The 22,024-nt window shown below is 64.6% G+C and carries 18 protein-coding genes and 1 riboswitch; of the genes, 16 read left to right on the top strand and 2 right to left on the bottom strand.

Translation table 11 applies throughout. From position 1 onward, the window contains the following. The first annotated feature begins 142 nt into the window (after positions 1–142). The 12 genes from VWY34_RS08440 (at position 143) to glpD (ending at position 13,230) form a co-directional block, all read left to right on the top strand. The gene (locus VWY34_RS08440; RefSeq protein WP_340544911.1) at positions 143–544 is read left to right on the top strand and encodes a rhodanese-like domain-containing protein; all 402 of its coding nucleotides are present in this window, start codon (positions 143–145) and stop codon (positions 542–544) included. An 86-nt stretch (positions 545–630) separates the two neighbouring features. Then, positions 631–1,032 carry a rhodanese-like domain-containing protein gene (locus VWY34_RS08435; RefSeq protein WP_416539295.1) on the top strand — a complete coding sequence of 134 codons (402 nt, stop codon included), beginning with the start codon at positions 631–633 and terminating at the stop codon, positions 1,030–1,032. A gap of 162 nt (positions 1,033–1,194) precedes the next feature. Next, on the top strand, positions 1,195–2,418 hold the full coding sequence (locus VWY34_RS08430; protein WP_340544909.1) for an MFS transporter: 1,224 nt from the start codon (positions 1,195–1,197) through the stop codon (positions 2,416–2,418). Positions 2,419–2,525: 107 nt separating this feature from the next. Beyond that, entirely contained in the window at positions 2,526–4,244 is a 1,719-nt protein-coding gene (metG, locus tag VWY34_RS08425) for a methionine--tRNA ligase (RefSeq protein WP_340544907.1), read from the top strand. 427 nt (positions 4,245–4,671) lie between these two features. Further along, a complete protein-coding gene (hemP, locus tag VWY34_RS08420; RefSeq protein ID WP_317961085.1) occupies positions 4,672–4,839 on the top strand; it encodes a hemin uptake protein HemP in 168 nt (55 codons plus the stop codon). Next, entirely contained in the window at positions 4,836–5,342 is a 507-nt protein-coding gene (locus tag VWY34_RS08415) for a hypothetical protein (RefSeq protein ID WP_416534777.1), read from the top strand. The genes hemP and VWY34_RS08415 overlap by 4 nt, the downstream gene beginning before the upstream one ends. A 78-nt stretch (positions 5,343–5,420) precedes the next feature. After that, on the top strand, positions 5,421–6,689 hold the full coding sequence (locus tag VWY34_RS08410; RefSeq protein ID WP_416549143.1) for an imelysin family protein: 1,269 nt from the start codon (positions 5,421–5,423) through the stop codon (positions 6,687–6,689). Between the two features lie 216 nt (positions 6,690–6,905). Further along, positions 6,906–8,540, top strand: a complete 1,635-nt coding sequence (locus tag VWY34_RS08405; RefSeq protein WP_416549142.1) for a di-heme oxidoredictase family protein — start codon at positions 6,906–6,908, stop codon at positions 8,538–8,540. Then, positions 8,540–9,670, top strand: coding sequence for an imelysin family protein (locus VWY34_RS08400; RefSeq protein WP_416549141.1), 1,131 nt, complete (start codon positions 8,540–8,542; stop codon positions 9,668–9,670). The genes VWY34_RS08405 and VWY34_RS08400 overlap by 1 nt, the downstream gene beginning before the upstream one ends. Before the next feature lie 3 nt (positions 9,671–9,673). Next, positions 9,674–10,768: a DUF1513 domain-containing protein gene (locus tag VWY34_RS08395; protein ID WP_416539290.1), complete on the top strand. Its 1,095-nt coding sequence runs from the start codon at positions 9,674–9,676 to the stop codon at positions 10,766–10,768. Between the two features lie 94 nt (positions 10,769–10,862). Beyond that, entirely contained in the window at positions 10,863–11,648 is a 786-nt protein-coding gene (locus VWY34_RS08390; protein WP_416544068.1) for a DeoR/GlpR family DNA-binding transcription regulator, read from the top strand. Further along, a complete protein-coding gene (gene glpD / locus VWY34_RS08385) occupies positions 11,641–13,230 on the top strand; it encodes a glycerol-3-phosphate dehydrogenase (RefSeq protein WP_416544067.1) in 1,590 nt (529 codons plus the stop codon). Before VWY34_RS08390 ends, glpD begins: the two co-directional genes overlap by 8 nt. 306 nt (positions 13,231–13,536) lie before the next feature. Here glpD and VWY34_RS08380 read toward each other — a convergent pair whose 3' ends face one another. Both VWY34_RS08380 and cobO read right to left on the bottom strand, forming a co-directional pair. After that, the gene (locus VWY34_RS08380) at positions 13,537–14,769 is read right to left on the bottom strand and encodes a PAS domain-containing protein (protein ID WP_416544066.1); all 1,233 of its coding nucleotides are present in this window, start codon (positions 14,767–14,769) and stop codon (positions 13,537–13,539) included. 247 nt (positions 14,770–15,016) lie between these two features. Further along, complete coding sequence (gene cobO, locus VWY34_RS08375; RefSeq protein ID WP_340544893.1) at positions 15,017–15,652, bottom strand: cob(I)yrinic acid a,c-diamide adenosyltransferase; 636 nt, start codon at positions 15,650–15,652, stop codon at positions 15,017–15,019. 50 nt (positions 15,653–15,702) lie between these two features. Beyond that, positions 15,703–15,923: riboswitch (cobalamin riboswitch) on the top strand. Positions 15,924–16,020: 97 nt separating this feature from the next. Between cobO and VWY34_RS08370 the strand changes: the two genes are divergently transcribed. From VWY34_RS08370 to cobG, 4 genes are all read left to right on the top strand, one after another. Beyond that, complete coding sequence (locus tag VWY34_RS08370; RefSeq protein WP_416544065.1) at positions 16,021–16,428, top strand: DUF1636 family protein; 408 nt, start codon at positions 16,021–16,023, stop codon at positions 16,426–16,428. Positions 16,429–16,432: 4 nt separating this feature from the next. After that, positions 16,433–17,512, top strand: coding sequence for a cobalamin biosynthesis protein CobW (cobW, locus tag VWY34_RS08365; protein ID WP_416534771.1), 1,080 nt, complete (start codon positions 16,433–16,435; stop codon positions 17,510–17,512). A gap of 91 nt (positions 17,513–17,603) precedes the next feature. Then, entirely contained in the window at positions 17,604–20,849 is a 3,246-nt protein-coding gene (gene cobN, locus VWY34_RS08360; protein ID WP_416544064.1) for a cobaltochelatase subunit CobN, read from the top strand. Beyond that, positions 20,846–22,024 carry a precorrin-3B synthase gene (gene cobG, locus VWY34_RS08355; RefSeq protein ID WP_416544063.1) on the top strand — a complete coding sequence of 393 codons (1,179 nt, stop codon included), beginning with the start codon at positions 20,846–20,848 and terminating at the stop codon, positions 22,022–22,024. Before cobN ends, cobG begins: the two co-directional genes overlap by 4 nt.

Genomic DNA, 22,024 nt, shown 5'->3' with positions numbered 1-22,024 from the left:
CTAGCCCACCCGCGGCCCAGTGCAACCAGATCGCCTCCGTCGTGCATCAGGGCGTTAACCTTTCATGCACAATCCAGACGTGAAACGCGATGGATATGATATGATTAAAATTGTCGCAAATCTAGAAAAGGAGAGTGACAACATGACGTTCTCTATGTCCAAAAGCTACAAAGACCTGATCGCAGAAGCTGAAGCCATCGTGGTGTCGATTTCCCCGGCAGAGGCGGCAGATCTGCATGGCCGTGACGACAGCCTGTTTGTCGACCTGCGGGTAATCCGCGAAGTTGAACGCACCGGCGTCATCCCCGGCGCCCTGTCCTGCCCGCGCGGCCTGATGGAGTTCTGGATTGATCCTTCCAGCCCCTACCACAAACCGGTCTTTGCCGAGGATCGGGCCTTCATCTTCTATTGTGACAACGGATGGCGGTCGGCCCTGGCTGCCAGCACCGCGCTGGAAATGGGATTGCAGCGGGTGGTCTTTTTGAAAGGCGGCTTTGATGCCTGGATCGCCGACGGGGGCGATGCCATCCCTTACAAGTGGTAAATACCGGCTGATACCGGACAAGCGGTGCTTGTCACCCCGCGCAAAACCCGGCAGCCTGTGCCTCTGACAGCCAGAGGGAGCACAGCATGCCGCAAACCATCACAAAAGGCGTCAAGGCGCTCCTTGACGAGGCCAACGCCGTCGTGGACACCATGTCCGTGGAGACCGCAAAAGAGGCCATCCATGATGACGCCTATGCCTTCATCGACCTGCGCGATATCCGCGAATTGCAGGCCAGCGGCATGATTCCAGGCGCCTTTTCCTGCCCGCGCGGGATGCTGGAATTCTGGATCGACCCGGACAGCCCCTACCACAAACCGGTGTTCAATCAGGACAAGACCTATGTCTTCTACTGTGCCAGCGCCTGGCGCTCCGCGCTGGCCGCCAAGGCGGCGATGGAGATGGGGCTCGGACCGGTGATGCACCTTGAGGGCGGTTTTACCGCATGGAGCAAGGCCGGCGGCGAAATCGCCCAGCGCGACGACTGACCCGCACCCCACCTGCGCCGGAATGACCTGCACCGGAATAACCCGCGCCTGACAGGCCTGCGCGGCAAATCTGCCGCGCCGCTGCACAATACGACATTCCTGACCGGCAAATGTCGGAAACACCCGTGCAATCCCGCGGCGCAGCGGTCATGACTGGCCATTATGCGGATGATGATTTCCTTTGCGGCGCTGTTTCTTTCGGTGATCCTGTTGCAACTGTCGACCGGCGGCGTTGGCCCGCTGGACGCGATCTCTGGCCTGACGCTTGGCTTTGACAAGGAGCAGATCGGCTTTCTCGGCTCGGCGCATTTCCTTGGCTTTTTTGTCGGCTGCTGGTGGGTGCCGCGCCTGATGGGCAATGTCGGCCACAGCCGCGCCTTTGCCGTCTGTACCGCGCTCGGCGCCATGGGGCTGATCGGCCATACCCTGACCGAGGATCCAATGGCCTGGGCCGTGATGCGCATGGCCTCCGGCCTCTGCGTTGCGGGCTGCTACACGGTGATCGAAGCCTGGCTGAACGCCAAGGTCACCAATGAAAGCCGTGGCCGCGCCATGGGCACCTACCGGATCGCGGATCTCTCCGCCTCGCTCGCGGCGCAGCTGCTGATCGCGGTGCTGCCGCCAGCCTCCTACGTGTCCTACAACCTGCTGGCCATCCTCTGCTGTGCCGCGCTGCTGCCACTCACCATGACCAAGGCGAGCCAGCCGGAGATCCCCGACGCCCCGCGCCTGCGCCCGAAACTGGCCTGGGCCTGCTCGCCACTCGCCGTCGCGGGGGTGATCGTCGCCGCGCTCAGTTCAGCCTCCTTCCGTATGGTGGGGCCGATCTACGGTCAGGAGGTCGGTCTGGAGGTCGGCCAGATCGCCTTCTTCCTCGCCACCTTTGTCCTGGGCGGCGCGCTGGCGCAATATCCGCTCGGCTGGCTGGCCGACAAATACGACCGCCGCTGGGTTCTGATCTGGCTGTCGGTGGTGGCGATCCTGTCCTGTGGCGTCACCATGGCGGCCAGCGGCATGGGCACATTGGCGGTGATGGCCTCTGCCGCCTTCTTCGGTTTTACCACCATGCCGATCTTCTCGGTCTCGGCCGCACACGCTAACGACTTTGCCACCTCGCAGCAGCGTGTCGAACTCTCCGCCGCGCTGATGTTCTTCTACGCCCTTGGTGCCATCGCCTCGCCGCTGATCACCTCGGCGCTGATCGAAAACTACGGTCCCGGCGCGTTGTTTGCCTTTGTCGCCGTGGGCCACCTTGGGCTGATCGTCTTTGGCCTGCTGCGGATGCGCGCCCGCCCCGCCCCCGAGGATCGCACACGTTATGTCTATGCGCCGCGCACCTCCTTCACCATTGGCCGCCTGCTGAAACGCTCCCGCGAGCGCCGCTAGCCCACCGCGACCCGATACGGGAAAATGGCGGCAAAGCGCACCACGGGGTTTTCGGCGGCAGCGCCATGCGCTAGACGGGCCAGCAGAGCTTTAGTTGGATGGATGATATGGCGCGCTTTCTCATTACCTCGGCGATCCCCTATATCAACGGGATCAAGCATCTGGGCAATCTGGTCGGCAGTCAGCTGCCCGCAGATCTCTATGCTCGCTACCAGCGGGCGCGCGGCCATGAGGTGATGTTCCTCTGCGCCACCGACGAACACGGCACCCCCGCCGAACTGGCCGCCGCCAAGGCAGGCAAGCCGGTGGCGGAATACTGTGCCGAAATGCACGAGGTCCAGGCCGGTATTGCCAAGGGGTTTGGTCTCAGCTTTGACCACTTCGGCCGTTCCTCCAGCGCGCAGAACCATGCGCTGACCCAGCATTTCGCAGGCAAGCTGGCCGAACAGGGTCTGATCCGAGAAGTGACCGAAAAACAGGTCTATTCCCACGCCGACGGCCGCTTCCTGCCCGACCGCTATATCGAAGGCACCTGCCCCAACTGCGGCCATGAGAAGGCGCGCGGCGACCAATGCGAGGAATGCACCAAGCAGCTGGACCCGACCGATCTGATCGACCCGCGCTCCGCGATCTCCGGCTCCACCGATCTGGAAGTGCGCGAGACCAAGCACCTGTACCTCTGCCAGTCGCAGCTGAAGGACCAGCTGGATGCCTGGATCGACTCCAAGAAGGACTGGCCGGTCCTGACCACCTCGATTGCCAAGAAATGGCTGCATGACGGCGACGGCCTTCAGGACCGCGGCATTACCCGCGATCTCGACTGGGGCGTCCCGGTCAAGAAAGGCGATGAAGATTGGCCCGGCATGGAGGGCAAGGTGTTCTACGTCTGGTTCGATGCCCCCATCGAATACATCGCCTGCGCCAAGGAATGGGCCGACGCCAACGGCAAGACCGACGCCGATTGGGAACGCTGGTGGCGCACCGACAAGGGCGCTGAGGATGTGAAATACGTCCAGTTCATGGGCAAGGACAACGTCCCCTTCCACACCCTCTCCTTCCCGGCCACCATCCTTGGCTCGGGTGAGCCGTGGAAGATGGTCGACCACCTCAAATCCTTCAACTACCTGAACTATGACGGCGGCCAGTTCTCCACCTCGCAGGGGCGCGGTGTGTTCATGGATCAGGCGCTGGACATCCTGCCCGCCGATTACTGGCGCTGGTGGCTGCTGAGCCATGCGCCGGAAAGCAGTGATTCCGAATTCACCTGGGAGAATTTCCAGCAATCGGTGAACAAGGATCTGGCCGACGTGCTGGGCAACTTTGTCAGCCGCATCACCAAATTCTGCCGCTCCAAATACGGCGAGGCGGTCCCCGCAGGCAATGACTACGGCGAGGCCGAACAGGCGCTGATTGATGAGATCAGCACCCGCGTCACCGCCTATGAGGGCCATATGGCCGCCATGGATGTGCGCAAATCCGCGCAGGAGCTGCGGGCGATCTGGGTCGCAGGCAATGAATACCTGCAATCCGTAGCCCCCTGGTCCGTCTTCAAAACCGACCCCGATCAGGCCGCCGCTCAGGTGCGTCTGGGGCTGAACCTGATCCGGCTCTATGCGGTGCTGTCCGCCCCCTTCATCCCCGACGCGACCGAGCGTCTGCTGGCCGCCCTTCAGACCGAGGATCGCAGCTGGCCCGACGATGTGGCCGCCGCCCTCAGCGCGCTGCCCGCAGGTCATGCCTTCACCGTGCCGGAGGTGCTCTTTGCCAAGATCACCGACGAACAGCGCGAAGACTGGCAGGAGCGCTTCTCTGGCACCCGCGACTAATCTCAGGGCCGCGCCCCGTGACAAAGACCAAGGCCGCTCCACCGGGAGCGGCCTTTTTCGTCAGATGCGGGCCATTCCACCCGGCACCGCCACCACCCACACCTGCGCGCTGACAAAATATCAAGGCACGCAAAAAACCTTAATCTGACTAAAAAAGTCAGGTTGACGATTCCGATTAAATCGGTCAGGTTTAGCGCAGTTCAGCCAACCTGTGATTGTGCAGCCAGCCCGACTGATAGCAATTCAACCGAGATCGTCCAGTGTCGTTTCTTCTGCAATTCTTTTCCCTGCGCCACCGCCCCGCCGAGGGTCGGAGCATACCGCACAGCCTGAACGCCTACGGGCTGCCGCGCGGCGATCAGGGGTTTTGCCTGGAGTGGTATCTGGATCGGTCGGAAAACAGAAACGGGTGACCCTGATGAACCAGATGAATTTTGACCACGCCACCACCACGACAACTGCGGCCACCGAAGTCTTCCCAACCTACCACGCCGAGGAACTGGCCCGTGGCGGAAACCAGGCCCGCATTCTGCTCAACGGCCAGATCTACAGCCTGCGGATCACCCGCGCCGGAAAGCTGATCCTGACAAAATGATTTCCAATACTGCAACAGCCGCATCTGCGGTCTCACGGGGCGGGGCCACTGTTGGTCTGCTGACCGACTTGCCCGCCCTGGAAGCCATGGTCGTGCGCCATCTGCGCCACTGGTTCAGCGGGGCCGAAACCCGCATCGCGCTGCGCCACCAGCTGCAAGACCTGCTTGGCCCGGTTCTTGGCCGTCAGACCTATGAGAATTTTGGCCGCCTCTGCAACTTCTGCGTGACCGAAGGCCGCCGCCCGCTGGTGCGCCACGGGATGACCTGCACCTGCCTTGGCGCTGACGAAAACTGCTTTGCCAATCTGGTCGCCGCTGCCGCGCGTGGCGAATATGAGGATGCCAATCTCTTTGCCGCGCTGATCGTGCAGCCCCGACAGGCGCAGCGCGCCACCGTTCTCGCCGCCAAGATCGGCCTGGTACTCGACCAGCTCGCGGATCGGCAGGCCCGCCCCTCCGCGCATCCGGCACCGCTCACCCCGCTGTCGGCAACTCTTCACTGACGGTCCGGCGCCGACCGGCACCCGTCGCTTAACCCGTTCCACTTTACCCGTTTCGACGACCACCTAAGGACCAACCAGATGACATCGCATTTCCTCGCAGGCACCGCTGTTGCAGCGCTCGCCACAGTTGCGGCTCCCGCTTTTGCGGCCGACAAGGCTGAGGTGCTGACCACCTACGCAAATATTGCCCAGGCCAAATACCAGGACAGCCTTGAAACCGCCAAAACCCTGCAAACAGCCGTGGACAGCCTGATCGCGGAACCCTCCGCCGAGGCGCTGGAAGCCGCCCGCAAGGCCTGGCTCGCCGCCCGCGTGCCGTATCAGCAGTCCGAGGTGTTCCGCTTTGGCAATGCCATCGTTGACGACTGGGAAGGCAAGGTGAACGCCTGGCCGCTGGATGAAGGCCTGATTGATTATGTCGATGCCAGCTATGGCGGTCCGACCGATGAAAACACCCTCGCCGCGCTGAACATCATCGCCAATCCGAGCTTCGAGCTGTCCGGCACCACCATCGACGCCAGCACCATCACCCCCGAACTGCTGGAAACCACCCTGCATGAGGCCGACGGCGTCGAGGCCAATGTCGCCACCGGCTATCACGCGATCGAATTCCTGCTCTGGGGGCAGGACTTGAACGGCACCGACCATGGCGCAGGCACCCGCGCCTGGACCGATTTCGCCGCAGGCGAGGATTGCACCAACGGCAACTGCGACCGCCGGGGCGACTACCTGAAGGCGGCGACCGATCTGCTGATCTCCGATCTGCAATGGATGGCCGCGCAATGGGACAGCGAAGGCGAGGCCAGAACCACGCTTCTGTCGGACGAAAACGCAGGCATCACCGCCATGCTGACCGGCATGGGCTCACTCTCCTACGGCGAGACCGCAGGCGAACGTATGCGCCTTGGCCTGATGCTGAACGACCCCGAGGAAGAGCATGACTGCTTCTCCGACAATACCCACAACAGCCACTACTACGACGGTCTGGGCGTGCAGAATGTCTATCTCGGCGAATATATCCGCGCCGATGGCAGCCTGGTCTCCGGCGCCTCGCTCTCCGATCTGGTGCAGGATATCGACCCGGCGCTGGACGCTGAAATGCGCAGCAAGCTTGCGACCACCATGCGTGCGCTGGGTCAGATCAAAACCGCAGCCGAGGCTGGTTTCTCCTACGACCAGATGCTGGAACAGGGCAATGAGGCCGGCGAGGCGCTGATCATGGGCGGCGTCAACGGTCTGGTCGATCAGACCCGCTCCATCGAACGGGTGGTCACCGCGCTGGACCTCGACGGCGTCGCCATCGAAGGCTCCGACTCGCTCGACAACCCATCGGCGGTTTTCCAGTAACCCCGAAAACACTGCGCCAGCAGCACTGATCAGGCAGGGGCCGCGCATCGCGTGGCCCCTCTATCCGGGGGTCGGCCCGCCAGTCCGCTGCCCCCCGGACCCGCCCCGGCCCACCGGGGCACTTTAGTGCCCCGGCAAGAGTTGATGCCAGCTGCGGTTCCCCCTATCCATGGAAAGGAGGCACAGCGCCCGCCCAAGAAAAGTTGTCCTGCCCGTATGCGAGTTGTCCCGCCGCCCTGCCGTCCGCACCTGCCCTCCCTCGTGGTGGGGCTCAGCCTGATCGCACTGGCCGCGCCGCTTGCGCCCGCCTCGGCAAATCCGCAGGCCACCCCGCTGTCAAAGACCCTCACCGGGGATGTTGCCAATACCACGGCGCGCCAATCCTCCCCCTTTGACATTCTGACTGACGCGCATCTCGCCAGCCTTCCCCGCACCGCGCAGGAACAGACCCGCATCCGCGCCGTCACCCGCCCGGCAGATCAGTTCGACCGGACCGAACCCTATGAGGCCCTGCCCGCAGGGGCCGCCACCGTCCGCGCCCGCACCGATGACGAGGCGTTTTCGCAGCACAGCGCCAATCTCAGCTTCGAGGAAGAGCTGGAATTCAAGCTCGGCAACGGGCTGTTCAAGAAAATCTGGGTCTTCTCCCCCGCCTCCACCCTGGCCTCCGACGGGCTGGGCCCGCTCTACAATTCCCGCGCCTGCCAGCGCTGCCACCTGAAGGACGGACGCGGCCATGTGCCGGATAGGCCGGACTATGCCTCGACCACGATGTTCCTGCGCGTCTCTGTTCCCGGCCCGGTGCCAGAGCAGATGCAAACCATCGCCGACTATATCGGCACCGCGCCAGAGCCGACCTATGGCGGCCAGATGCAGGATTTCTCCGCCCCCGGCATCGCCCCGGAATACCGCCTCGGCGTCACCTACACCGAAGACACCATCGCGCTTGCAGGCGGCGAGACCGCCACCCTGCAACGCCCCGAGTACAGCGCCAATACCCTCGGCTATGGCCCGCTGCACCCCGATGCCATGCTCTCCCCCCGCGTCGCCCCCAGCATGATCGGCCTTGGCCTGCTGGAGGCGATCCCGGCCGCCGACATTCTGGCGGGCGCCGACGAGGATGACAGCAACGGCGACGGCATTTCCGGGCGCGCCAATCTGGTCTGGTCGGTGGAACACAACCGGATCATGCTCGGCCGCTTTGGCTACAAGGCCGGGCAGCCCACGGTGCATGAACAATCCGCCGCCGCTTTCTCCGGCGATATCGGCATCTCCACGCCGCTGTTTCCGGCCCATGCAGGCGATTGCACCACCGCGCAGACCAGCTGCCGCAGCGCGCCCCATGGCGGCGCGGACATCCGCGAGACCGAGATCGACCAGCCCAATATGGATCTGGTCACCTTCTACAGCCGCAACCTTGGCGTGCCAGCGCGCCGCACCCCGGACGACCCCGCCGTGCTGCGCGGCAAGGCGCAGTTCTACGGCGCAGGCTGCACCAGCTGTCATACACCGAAATTCGTCACCAACCGGCTGGAGGCGCAACCCGCGCAGAGCTTCCAGCTGATCTGGCCCTATAGCGACCTCTTGCTGCATGACATGGGCGACGGCCTTGCCGACAACCGCCCCGAAGCCCGCGCCACCGGGCGCGAATGGCGCACCGCGCCGCTCTGGGGGCTGGGGCTGGTGCAGCAGGTCAATCCCCGCGCAGGTTTCCTGCATGATGGTCGCGCCCGCACCCTGCTGGAGGCAATCCTCTGGCATGGCGGCGAAGCCCAATCCGCCCGAGACACCGTGGTGGGCCTTGCGCCCGAAGACCGCGCCGATCTGATCCGCTTTCTGGAGTCGCTCTGATGCCCGCATCCCCCAACGCCACCCCCGCGCCATCGCGCCGCTGCCGCGCGCTCCTCACCGGTCTCGCTCTGGCCGCAACCCTTGGCGCAATCCTCCCCGCGCCGCCGCTGCTGGCCCAGACCGCGCCGCCGCTTCAGATCACCGCGCCGGAGCTGCCGCCCGCGTCGCTCAGCCGCGCGCTTCAGGTGGACTGGATCCTGACCCACCACATCCTCCCCGGCTTTGACGAGCTGGCCGCCCGCAGCACCACCCTGGCCGAGGTCGGCGCCCGCCACTGCACCCCGGATGATCCGGCCCTGCGCGATGCCTTCAGCCGCGCCTTTGATGCCTGGATCAAAGTCAGCCATCTGCGCTTTGGTCCCACCGAAACCGACAATCGTGCCTTTGCCCTCGCCTTCTGGCCCGACAGCCGCAACAAGATCCCCGGCACCCTGCGCCGCGCCGTCACCGAAACCCCGCGCGAAGAGCTGACCACCCCCGAGATCTTTGCCAGCCAATCGGTGGCCCTGCGCGGGTTCTATGCGCTGGAATATCTGCTGTTCGATGCGGACATGCAGACCGAAGGCAGCGCCGCACAACGCTGCGCGTTGGTGGCCGCCATCACCAGCGATATCGCCCGCACCAGTGCCGCGATCCGCAACGACTGGCACAACAGCTATGCCGCAACGCTGGTGACCGCCGGGCCGGGCTATCGCTACCGGTCCCAGGCGGAAATCCGGCAGGAGCTGTTCAAAACCCTCACCACCGGGTTTCAGGTGCTCTCCGACATGCGGCTGGGCCGTCCGCTGGGCCAGTTCGACGCCCCCCGCCCCAACCGCGCCGAGGCCCGCCGCTCCGCCCGCAGCCAGCGCCATATCGCGCTGAACCTCGCCGCGATGGAACCGCTTGCCCTTGCCCTTGCGGCGGGCGATCCCGCGCTGATGCAGGATATCGACACAGGCTTTGCCAAGGCGCTGAAACGCGCCTCCGCGCTGGACGATCCGTCCCTGGCCGGGGTTGCCGATCCCGCCCGCCGCTTTCGCATCGAAGCCCTACAGCAGGATATCAACGACCTGCGCGACCTGATCTCCACCCGGCTGGGCGCGGCCCTTGGCGTCACTGCCGGGTTCAACTCGCTCGACGGGGATTGATCCATGGCAGGCCCCTCCCGTCGCGGCTTTCTCGCCGGTCTACTCGCCGCAGGCATGGCCCCGCAGGCCAGCTGGGCCGACCTTGGCCATCCGGCCTATCTCGCCGCCGGTAAAACCCCCGATGGCAGCTTCCTCCTCGCCGGTCTGGACCGCGGCGGCGCCATCCTGTTCCGCCACGCCCTGCCCGCCCGCGGCCACGCCGCAGCCGCGCACCCCAGCCGCCCCGAAGCCGTCGCCTTTGCCCGCCGCCCCGGCCAGTTCGCGGATGTGATCGACTGCCGCAACGGCGCGGCGCTGGCGCGGCTGACGCCACCGACCGGGCATCATTTCTACGGCCACGGCGTCTTCTCACCGGACGGCGCCTATCTGTTCACCACCGAAAACGCCTATGAAAGTGGCGATGGTCGCATCGGGATCTGGGACGCCAGCGCGGGCTACCGCCGCATTGGCGATCATGCCTCCGGCGGGATCGGACCGCATGATATCCGCCTGCGCACCAGCCCTGACGGCCAGCACAATCTGGTGGTGGCCAACGGCGGCATCCAGACCCACCCCGACAGCGGCCGCGCAAAGCTGAACCTCGCCACCATGCAGCCCACCCTCAGCTACCTCAGCCTTGATGGCACCCTGGACGATCAGCTGATCCTGAACGCCGACATGCGCCTGAACTCGATCCGCCACCTTGCCATCAGCGCCTCCGGCACCGTCGGCTTTGCGATGCAGTGGCAGGGCGATGCCGGCGCCGATCTGCCAATCATCGGCCTGCACAATCCCGGCTCCGCCCCCCGCCTGATGGCCGAGGATGACCCCCGCCTGCGCAATCTTGATGGCTATGGCGGCTCCCTCGCCTTTTCCCGCGATGGAACACAGATCGCCGTCACCTCGCCACGCGGCGGCGTGGTGCAGATCGCCGACTGCGTCAGCGGCGCGCTGCGGCATGAGGTCCGGCTGGCCGACGTCTGCGGACTCACTGGCGCGGGCGCGGGCTTTATCGTGACCACCGGCGCCGGTGAGGTCAGCACGATCCGCAACGGCACGCTGACCCATCTGGGCCGGGCCGATCTCGCCTGGGACAATCATCTGGTTCCAATCCCCTGACGCGCCCTAGCAGAAAGCAAAACGAAAGCAAAACGAAAATAACTCGTGACTTTTCGCAATCGGAGGCCTAGATAAGCCTGCGAGAGGACGGGCTATGGACGCAACCGAAAGACAAACGGCAATTCTGGACCTGCTGACCCGGCAGGACCGGGTCGAGGTCGAGGACCTCGCCCAGAGCTTTGGCGTCTCATTACAAACCATCCGCACCGACCTGCGCGATCTGGCCGCCCGTGGCGCCCTCTCCCGCGTGCACGGCGGCGCGGTGCGCAGCAGCAGTGGCGCCAGCCGCGACTACGCCGAACGGCGCAAGCTGAACGCCCGCGGCAAACGCGCCATGGCGGCCCTTGCCGCTGATCTGATCCCTGACAACTGCGCCATCACCCTCAATATCGGCACCTCCACCGAACAGGTCGCGCGCGCGCTCTCCGGCCATCGCGGCCTCACGGTGCTCTCCAACAATATCAACATTATCAATATGATGATGGAGGATGAGAGCAAGGAACTGATACTTGTCGGCGGTGCCATCCGGCAAAGCGATGGCGCCATCGTGGGCGAGGACGCGCTGGAATTTATCGCCCGCTACAAGGTCGATATCGCCGTTATCGGCGCTTCGGCCATGGACGCCGACGGTGCCATTCTCGACCATGATGCACGCGAAGTCTCGGTTGCCCGCGCCATCCTGAAGAACGCCCGCAAACGGGTGCTGGTCTGCGACGGCAGCAAGTTCGAGCGCACCGCCCCGGTCCGCATCTGCGATGTTGCCGATCTTGACGTGGTGATCACCGACCGCCCCGTCCCCCCTGAATTCTCCCGCGCAGCGGAGGCTGCGGACACGCAAATCCTCTGGGTTGGCGAAAACGAAAGTAGCGAAAATGCCTGATACTTACGCGCAAGACCAGATCACCGATCTTTTCATCATCGGCGGCGGCATCAACGGCTGCGGCATCGCCCGCGACGCCGCAGGGCGCGGCCTGTCGGTGGCGCTGGCCGAAATGAACGACCTCGCCTCCGCCACCTCCTCGGCCTCCACCAAACTGTTCCACGGCGGCCTGCGCTACCTTGAATACTTCGAATTCCGTCTGGTCCGCGAAGCGCTGATCGAACGCGAGGTGCTGCTGAAGGCAATGCCGCATATCTCCTGGCCGATGCGTTTTGTCCTGCCGTTCCACAAGGACATGCGCTTTGACAACACCACACCGACGTCGAAACTGCTGACGACGATCATGCCGTGGATGAAGGGCCGCCGCCCCGCCTGGCTGATCCGCCTTGGCCTGTTCATGTACGACAGCCTCGGCAAACGCGGCATCCTGCCCGGCACCTCCAAACTGGATCTCGCCAGCGACCCCGCAGGCCGCCCGCTGGACCCGAAGTTCAAGACCGCCTTTGAATATTCCGACTGCTGGATTGAAGACGCCCGTCTTGTGGTGCTGAATGCCCGCGACGCCGAGGCCCGCGGCGCCGAGATCATGACCCGCACCAAGGTCACCGGCGCCCAGCGTCGCGATGACCACTGGGTGATCCAGCTTCAGGATATCGCCACCGGCGAGACCTTCGAACGGCGCGCAAAGATGCTGGTCAATGCCGGCGGCCCATGGGTTGCCGATGTGCTGCGCCAGAAACTGGGCCAGAACAGCCGCGAAAGCGTACGGCTGGTGCGCGGCAGCCATATCGTGGTCCCGAAACTCTACGATCACGGGCGCTGCTATTTCTTTCAGGGCACCGATGGCCGCATTATCTTCGCGATCCCCTACGAAGAGGACTACACGCTGATCGGCACCACCGATGCCGACCACCCGGATCCCGAAACCGCCCCGACCTGCACGCCCGAGGAACAGGATTACCTGATCAATTTCGCCTCGCAGTATTTCGCCAATCCGCTCAGCCGTGACGATATCGTCTGGACCTATTCCGGCGTGCGTCCGCTTTATGACGATGGTGCCAGCTCGGCCACCGCTGCCACGCGCGAATACGTGCTGACGCTGGACAACACTGCCGCGCCGCTGCTGAATGTCTTTGGCGGCAAGATCACCACCTACCGCAAACTGGCCGAGGCCGCGCTGGAGAAAATCGGCACCCAGTTTCCCGACCTTCCCCGCGACTGGACCGCAGGTGTCGCCCTGCCCGGCGGCGATTTCCCGGTCGGCGATGTGGCGAAACTCACCGCGAAACTGGCGCAGGACTATCCCTTCCTCAGCCCCTACGCGACCCGCCGCCTGATCCGCGCCTATGGCACCGAGGCCTGGGACGTATTGGGCGAGGCAACCTCAGCCGAGGATCTTGGCCAGGCTTTTGGCGCCACCATCACCGCGCGTGAACTCGACTGGACCATCGCCCGCGAATGGGTCCGCACCGGCGAGGATTACCTCCTGCGCCGCACCAAACTCGCCCTGCGCCTGACCGAGGAAGAGCGCGCCGCGGTTGACGGCTATATCCGTGCAAGGGCCGCCAATCTGACCGCCTGAGGTCCAGTTGCAGAGCAGGCGCGCCTCAGCTCGTTTCAGCCTGCGCGGCTTAACCCCGCGGCAACACATCCCAGCCCTATGCGCCCGCAACCTTCGCAACGCCTACAAAAAGTATCAGCCCCCCTGTCCGATTGTTTCGCACGCGAAACATTTGGTCAGAGGGGCTGACATTGTTGGCAACAAGAGCGGCAATGCCCGGGGTGAGCAAGCGTTGCCATATTCCTTCGGTCAACAATCCGCAGCGGCCTTCGTCCGGCGCGGCCTGCCGGTGCTATGTCCCGGCACGACCCAAGGATCTCCCGCGCCTCATGCGGTCTGATCTGCGGGCGACGGATCGTTGGAGCACAGCTTGCTGATGTGCTGAAGCCGCTGCGAGATACGCTGCTGGAATCGTCCCAGCTGGTCGATGATGTCAGACAGAGAATGACCATCCTCGGGAAGCCGCGCGCTTTCGATTTTGCACAGCACCCGCGTCGAGCTCAGCCCCAGCAGCTGGCGCTGCATGTTTTCGCAGATCTTGGTGATCCGCTCCGCCTCGCGGTTCACATCCGACAGCAACGTGCGGGCATGTTCTTCCCGCACGGCGGCCAGCGACCGCAACACCGATTGCTCATGCGCCCGGCCTTCCTCGTCCAGCACGGAATGGTTCTCACGCTGAAGCTGCTTGTTACAGTCGCTGAAAATACGCGCCATGCCTTCGACGAACAGGCTCTGGCTGACCTGCCCCTTGATCTTTGAAAAATTGCTGTCCTTGCCCAGAACATGGGTGGCGAACCAGTTCGACATCTCCTGCGAGATGGACCCGTAGTTCTGCGACAGCACGGTCACCGGGCCGCCCGACGGTTCGATCCGCGACGCAAGGACCCGCAGGTTGTGGGGAATGGTGCGCATCGCCGCAAAATCGTCGATCAGACCGCGGGTTTCTTCTGCCAGCACATCGGAATTCGCAAACATCGTCCGCAGCCGTTCAATCGCCAGATCCGGCGCCCGTTCCAGACCCTGATCGCGGGCCGCCAGCTCATCCGCCAGCGCGTTGGCGGCGAACTGCTGGTAGTTCTCAAATCCCAGATCAACACACCAGGCCATCAGCCTGTCGCGGCTTTCCTCAGGGCTGAGCCCGCCGTCCTGCTCGGCTTTCAGCAGATCCGCGTAGCCCTGCTTGACGCTGTCAAACAGCTTGCTGGTCGGTTTGATCCGCACCGAAAGGAACCCCTCTTCGCAGGGGACAACAACGGCATAGACCCAGTAGTGCAGCCCATCGCGGGACTTGTTCTTTATGTAGCCGCCAAAGAAGTCGCCGGCCTGGATCGTCTCCCAGAACAGCTGGAACACCCCATGCGGCATATCCTCATGGCGGATGATCTTATGTGGCGCTCCGATCAGATCGCCCCACGGGTAGTCTGACACCCGCCGGAAAATCTCGTTTCCGGTCTGAATAACCCCACGGCCATCCGTTCTGGAGTAGAATACTTCATTGAGCGCAAAGGGAGCCTCTCCCCTGAGCGGGCGCGCTTCGATCCGGCTGTCCATGAACGTCAAAGTGATTTCCCATCGCTACTTGTGTAGGTGACCTGCCTAAACCTGGTGCGTTACACAGCCGTAAATTTACCGTGGAAAATCGAGATAAATTTCAAGAATTCGGACTCTCCCGGCCCGGAGCCCGCCCTGCGGGTCCGCTTTCACCGCCTGCCACCGACCCCGCATCCGAACAACAACCGCCAACAAAAAAAGCCCCCGCAAAATAGTGCAGGAGCTTTCCGCCTCATGTCACGATCACGTCAGAAAATCAGAACTCCACACCCTTCTGGGCTTTGATGCCGTCGCGGAAAGGATGTTTGATCTGACCCATTTCGGTGACCAGATCGGCGATCTCGATCAGCTCTTCCTTGGCGTTGCGACCGGTCAGGACGACATGGGTCATCGGCGGTTTCTCGGTCTCAAGGAATTCCACCACATCGGCAATGTCGATGTAGTCATAGCGCAGCGCGATATTGATTTCATCGAGGAGCACCATGGCGTTGCGCTCGTCGCGGATCATCTCCTTGGCCTTCTCCCAGCCCTTCTGCGCGGCGGCAATATCGCGCGCCTTGTCCTGGGTCTCCCAGGTAAAGCCTTCGCCCATCGCGTAGAACTGGCACAGCTCGCTGAAGTTCTCCTCGATCAGGGTGCGTTCACCGGTCTGCCAGGCGCCTTTGATGAACTGCACCACTGCCGAGGGCATCCCATGGGCAATGCAGCGCATGATCATGCCAAATCCGGAGCTGGACTTGCCCTTGCCCGGACCGGTGTGGACGATGATCAGCCCCTTTTCGCCATCCTTGTTCTGCATCATGCGGTCGCGGGCGGCCTTCTTCTTGGCCATTTTCGCCGCATGGCGTGCCGCTTCTGCTTCGGAAATGTCGGTCTCGGGCGTATCGCTCATTGTGGCTCTCCTACTGGTTCGCCCATCTCTTGACAAAGACAGGGGCAATGGCGCAAGGGGGTTTTGTTGGTTCCTGCCATTTGGCAGGCGAAGAGGGAATGTGACAGTTGGGCCATCAGGGTCCGTCAAAGCACAGCCGCCCCCGCGACCGTGACCGGAGAGGTCTCCGACGCCACTGAGTACCACTCGGGAAGGCAGGATGACCGTCAGGACCCGAAAAAGGTCCTGGCATCCGCAAGCCGGGAGACCTGCCAACGCACGAAATGCAACGGGCGGACGGGGTGTTCCGCGACCGGCTGGGATCCGCGCGCGACCCTCGCGCCCCCGCTGGCCCGCAGCCCCCTCGCTGAACCAAGTGAAGGGCGCTCATGGCCGAGGTAACATTGACGATCTGCACCACCTGCCGTCGCGGCGAGGTGACCGACCCGGAGGCCCCCCGCCCCGGTGCCCGTATGCTGGCCGCCCTGCAAGAGGCCGATCTGCCCAAAGGCGTTGCGGTGCGCGGTGTCGAATGCCTCTCGGCCTGCACCCGTGGCTGTTCCATGGTGCTGAGCGGCGGCGACGCCCGCTGGAGCTACATCTACGGTGATCTTGATCCCGACGAACATGTGCCCGACATCCTGAGCGGCGCTGCCGCCTATGCCGCCACCACGGATGGTCTGGTGCCCTGGCGCGAACGCCCCGTGGTGTTCCGCAAGCAATCCATCGCCCGTATCCCGCCTGCGCCCGCACCTGCGGCGACCTCTCCCACTCCTCCCTCCTTATCCAAGGACTGACCCCATGAGCGATCTGAACAAAATCCCCGTCACCGTCATCACCGGCTTCCTTGGTGCGGGCAAAACCACCCTGATCCGCCATCTGATGCAGAACCCGCAGGGCAAGCGTCTGGCCGTGGTGGTCAATGAATTTGGCACCGCCGGTGTGGACGGTGAAATCCTGAAATCCTGCGCCGATGAGAACTGCCCGGCGGAGAACATCATGGAGCTCGCCAACGGGTGTATCTGCTGCACCGTGGCCGATGATTTCATCCCCACCATCGAACAGCTGATGAACCTGCCGGAAAAACCCGATCACATCGTGATCGAAACCTCCGGTCTGGCGCTGCCGAAACCGCTGTTGAAGGCCTTTGACTGGCCCGCGATCCGGTCGCGCATCACCGTGGATGGCGTGGTTGCGCTGGCCGACGCCGAAGCGGTCGCCAAGGGCCAGTTCGCCACCGATCTGGATGCGGTGCAGGCCCAGCGTGAAGCCGATGAGGGCATCGACCATGAAACCCCGTTGTCGGAGCTGTTCAAGGATCAGATCTCCTGCGCGGACATCATCCTGTTGTCGAAGGCCGATCTGGCCGGTGAAGAGGGCCTGGACAAGGCCCGCGCGATGATCGAGGCCGAAGCGCCGCGCAAACTGCCGATCCTGTCGATGTCCGAAGGCGTGATCGACCCGCGCGTCATTCTGGGGCTTGAGGCCGCGGCCGAAGACGATCTGGATGCGCGCCCGTCGCACCATGAGCATCATCACCACCATGACGATGATCACGACCACGATCACGATCATCACCACCATGATCACAGCCATGACGATTTTGATACAATCGTGGTCGACCTCGGCGAAGTTTCCGATCCGCAGGCATTGCAAGATGCCATCGTGAAACTCGCCCGCGAGCGCAATATCCTGCGCGTCAAAGGTTATGTGGCGGTGGAAGGAAAACCGATGCGGATGCTTGTTCAGGCCGTGGGCGAACGCCTGCGCGCGCAATATGACCAGCCCTGGGGTGACATGCCCCGGCGCACCCAGCTGGTGGTGATTGCCGAGCATGACAACATCGACGCCGCCGCCATCCGCGCCGAGCTGGGGGCCTGAGCCGATGCCGGTCGGGCGCATTCGCACCCTCCCAGGCTCGGACGCAGCCCACAGAGCGCCCGCCGCCTGCCAGAATACAAAGGCCTGACCCATGCATGTCGTCTTCCGCGAAAGCCACGGCCTCGACGAGAGTGATACACCACAGGATCTGGGGCAGACGCCTGCGGACCTTGTGGTGCTGTCGTTCTCCGACAGCGATCTCGGGGCCTTTGCGGCGGGCTGGCACCGGGCCGAGGGCAAGCTGCCCAGCCTGCGCCTTGCCAATCTGGTGGCGCTGAAACACCCGCTCTCGGTCGATGTCTATGCCGAACAGACACTGGAGGGCGCCAAGGGCGTTCTGGTACGTCTGATCGGCGGCGAAAGCTACTGGTCCTACGGGCTTGCCACGCTACAGGATCTGGCGCGGCGCAAGGGCATCGCGCTGGCGATCCTGCCGGCTGACGGGCGCGAAGATGCCCGTCTGGACGCCCTCTCGACCCTGCCGGTTTCAACTCTGCGCCGACTCCAGCATCTATGTGATGCCGGTGGTGCGGTGGCGGCACAGGCGGCACTTGCCCAGCTGTCGCTGGCGGCGGGGCTTTATGCCGGTCCGGTCCTTGGCCTCAAGAGCACGCCCGAACACGGGTTCTATGACCCGGAAAAAGGCGTGCTGGCGGATCTGCCGGCGCAGGACAAACCCCTCATATTGGTGAGTTTCTACCGCTCCTATCTGACGGCGGCCGATACCGCCCCGGTGGATGCGCTGATCAATGAGCTGCGCGGACGGGGTTATGCGGCCTATGGCGCCTTTGCTGCCAGCCTCAAGGCACCGGCCAGCGCGGACTGGCTGCGTGACAAACTGCCCGGACTGGCGCCGGCAGCCATCGTGAACGCCACCGCCTTCTCGGCGCAGGGCACCGATGGCAGCGCGTCGCCGCTCTCCACCACCGGCTGTCCGGTGTTCCAGGTCGCCTTGTCCACCGCGCGGCGCAAGGACTGGGCCGAGGCCGATCGCGGGCTGTCCCCGGCCGACCTCGCCATGCATGTGGTGCTACCCGAGGTGGATGGCCGCATTTTCGCCGGGCTGGTCAGCTTCAAGGCACCGGGCAAGAAAGACCCGGATCTGCAATATTCCCGCTTTGCCCATCGCGCCGATCCCGGCCGCATCACCGCAGCCGTTGACCGGATCGAGGGCTGGCTGCGGCTGGCGCAGCTGCCCAATCATGACAAACGTCTGGCGCTGGTGCTATCCACCTATCCGGGCCGCGATCACAATCTGGCTCATGCGGTGGGACTGGATGCGCTGGCCTCCTGCGATGAAATCCTGCGCGAGCTCTGGGATCAGGGCTATGTCGTGGAACCGCTGGAAAGCACCGGCCTGCGGCTGATGGCGGAGACGCAGACCATCTCGCTAGAGGGCTACCGGGCTGCGCTGGCGACCCTGCCGAAGGTGTTGCAGGACAGGCTGTCGGAGGCCTGGGGTGCCGCTGAGGAAGACCCGGATTGCCGCGATGGCGCCTTTCACTTCAAGGCGTTGCGGGCAGGCAAGGCGCTGGTCGCGCTGCAACCCGAACGCGGCGAGGTGAAAACCCGCGTCGATGATTACCACGATCTCGACCGCACCCCGCGCCATGCCTATGTGGCGTTCTACATGTGGCTGCGCAGCCAGTCCGACGCCATTGTCCACATCGGCGCCCATGGCACGCTGGAGTGGCTGCCGGGCAAGGCCGTCGCCCTGTCCGAGCACTGCTGGCCCGAGGTGCTGACCGGGCCGCTGCCTGTTGCCTATCCCTTTATCGTCAATGATCCGGGCGAGGCCGCACAGGCCAAGCGCCGCATTGGCGCCGTCACCCTAGGCCATCTGCCGCCGCCGCTGGCGCAGACCAATCTGCCCGCAGGCATGGCGCGGCTGGAAAGCCTGCTTGATGAATATTCCACCGCTGACGGACTGGATCCGGCCCGCCGCGACCGGCTGATCGACAGCATCCGGGCCGAGGCGCAGGGCACAGGCGTGGAGGCTGATCTGGGCCTCACGCCCGACACCTCGCCCGCCGAGGCGATCACCCGGATCGACGCCTTTGTCTGCGACATCAAGGAAAGCCAATACGGGGAAGGGCTGCATATCTTTGGCACCGGTCAATGCGGCGCTGAGGAACGCGCCGGGCTGGTGGCCGCGCTGAATGGCCAGATGGTGGCCCCCGGCCCCTCCGGCTCGCCGTTTCGCGGCCGTACGGATGTGATCCCGACCGGGCGCAACCTCTTCACCACGGATCCCCGCGCGGTGCCGTCGCGCGCGGCGCAGGCGCAAGGGGTCAAGCTGGCAGAAGAGCTGCTGCGCCGCCATCTTCAGGACCATGGCGACTGGCCACGCGGGCTGGTGATTGATCTCTGGGGCTCGGCCACCATGCGCACCGCGGGCGAGGAATTTGCCATGGCGCTGCATCTGGCGGGGCTGGCGCCCAAGTGGGACGAAGGCTCCGAGCGCGTCTCCGGTTTCGAGGTGCTGCCGCTCTCGATGCTGAACCGGCCACGCATTGATGTCACCCTGCGGGTCTCCGGTCTGTTCCGTGACGTCTTCCCCGGTCTGGCGCAGATGTTCGAGGCCGCCGCCGCCGCGCTGGCAGGCCGCGAGGAAAGCGCGAGCGACAATCCCTATCTGGCGCAGACGCCCCGCGTTTTTGGCCCGAAACCGGGTCAATACGGCCTGTCGATGAACCCGCATCTGGATGACTACAGCGACGCGGCCCGCGCGGCAGCGGGCGAGGCCTGGCTCAATGCGTCGTCGCACGCGATTGATGCCAAGGGCACCATCACCGATGCCCGCGAGGCCCTGGAGATCCGGCTGCAAACCACGGATAGTTTTGTGCACCTGCAGGATCTGCCGGAAACCGACCTGCTGGTGGCCTCGGATTATGCCGCGCATGAGGCCGGATTTGCCGCCGCCATGGCGCGCATCGGCCAAAAGGCACCGGCGCTCTACCACATGGATGCCACCCGGCCTGACAAACCGCAGGCGCGCAGCTTGGGCGAGGAGATCGCCCGCGTGACGCGCGCCCGCGCCGCCAATCCGGATTGGGCCACCTCGATGATGAACCACGGCTTTCGCGGCGCGGCGGAAATCGCGGCGACGCTGGATCATATGGCGGCCTTTGCCCATCTGGCGCAGGTGGTGCAGCCGCATCTCTTTGATCTCTATTTCGAGGCCACTTTGGGCCGCGAGGATCTGGTCGACTTCATGGAGCGCGAAAACCCCGACGCGCTGGCTGCCATGCGCGACCGCTTTCGCGCGCTGTTTGATGCCGGCCTGTGGAGCACGCGGCGCAACTCGATCATGGCCGAGCTGGAGGGCGCGGTGTGACTGAGCAAGCCGCCTCCCCAGCGCCCAAAGTCTATGGCTGGTGCCCCGGTGCGCTGCGTCCGATGATGTCGGGCGACGGGCTGGTGGTGCGGGTGCGCGCACCTTTGGGGCGGCTCACACCGGATCAGGCGCGTGGTCTGGCCGATCTGGCGCAGCGCTGTGGATCCGGCATTGTCGATATTTCCGCCCGCGCCAATCTGCAACTGCGCGGCATTCGCGAGGACGCCCATCTGCCACTGATCGCAGGTCTTGGCGATCTGGGTCTGGTCGATGAGGACGCAGAGGCCGAAGCGCGTCGCAATATCACCCTGACGCCGTTCTGGCGCGCAGGCGACGACAGCCACCAGATTGCGCAGACGCTGGCCGCCGCGCTGACGGCGGCCCGCGATCTTGCGCTTCCCGGCAAGTTCGGCTTTGCCGTGGACTGTGGTGACCTGCCGGTGCTGGCCGAGACAGCCGCAGATATCCGCATCGAACGTGGCCCTGACGGGCTGATCCTGCGCGCCGATGGTGCAGACAGGGGCCTGCCGGTCACGGCTGACGGTGCCGCAGGCGACGCCCTCGCGCTGGCGCGCTGGTTTCTTGACCAAGGCGGCGCGTCCGAGGGGCGTGGCAGAATGCACCGGCTGATTGCGCGCCGCGGCCCCCCTGCGGCGCATGCGGCAACGGTCGGTGCCGCAACGTCTTCCCTCCGGCCTCTCCCGGGCGCATCGGCGCAGGGGCTGTTGGTGGCTTTGGAATTTGGCCAGATGCCTGCCCGCACGTTGGCGGCGCTGGCCGATCACGGCGCGCTGCGGCTCACCCCCTGGCGGATGCTGCTTGTCGAAGGCGCCAGCACCCTGCCCCCCCTGCCCGACCTGATCCTGGATGCAACGGATCCCCGCCTGCGGGTGAGCGCCTGCACCGGGGCACCCGGCTGCCCGCAGGCGCGCGCGGCGACGCGCGCTCTGGCCCGCGATCTGGCCCCTGCGGTGCCTGCGGGCCTGCATCTGCATGTCTCCGGCTGCGCCAAAGGCTGTGCCCACCCCCGCCCCGCCGATCTGGTGCTGACCGCCACCGGTGACGACCAATTTGACCTGATCCGCAATGGCACTGCCGCCGATCACCCGCTAAACACCTCCCTGAGCGCCGCCCGCTTACGCGCCGCTCCAGACCTTATGACAGAGGGCAGCTGA

Origin of the sequence: Phaeobacter sp. JH20_02, from assembly GCF_048056915.1 — a bacterium.
In the GTDB taxonomy this organism is placed as follows: Bacteria; Pseudomonadota; Alphaproteobacteria; order Rhodobacterales; family Rhodobacteraceae; genus Phaeobacter; species Phaeobacter bryozoorum.
The sequence above is the reverse complement of the archived record's forward strand: the minus strand, read 5'-3'. Positions and strand labels throughout refer to the sequence as shown.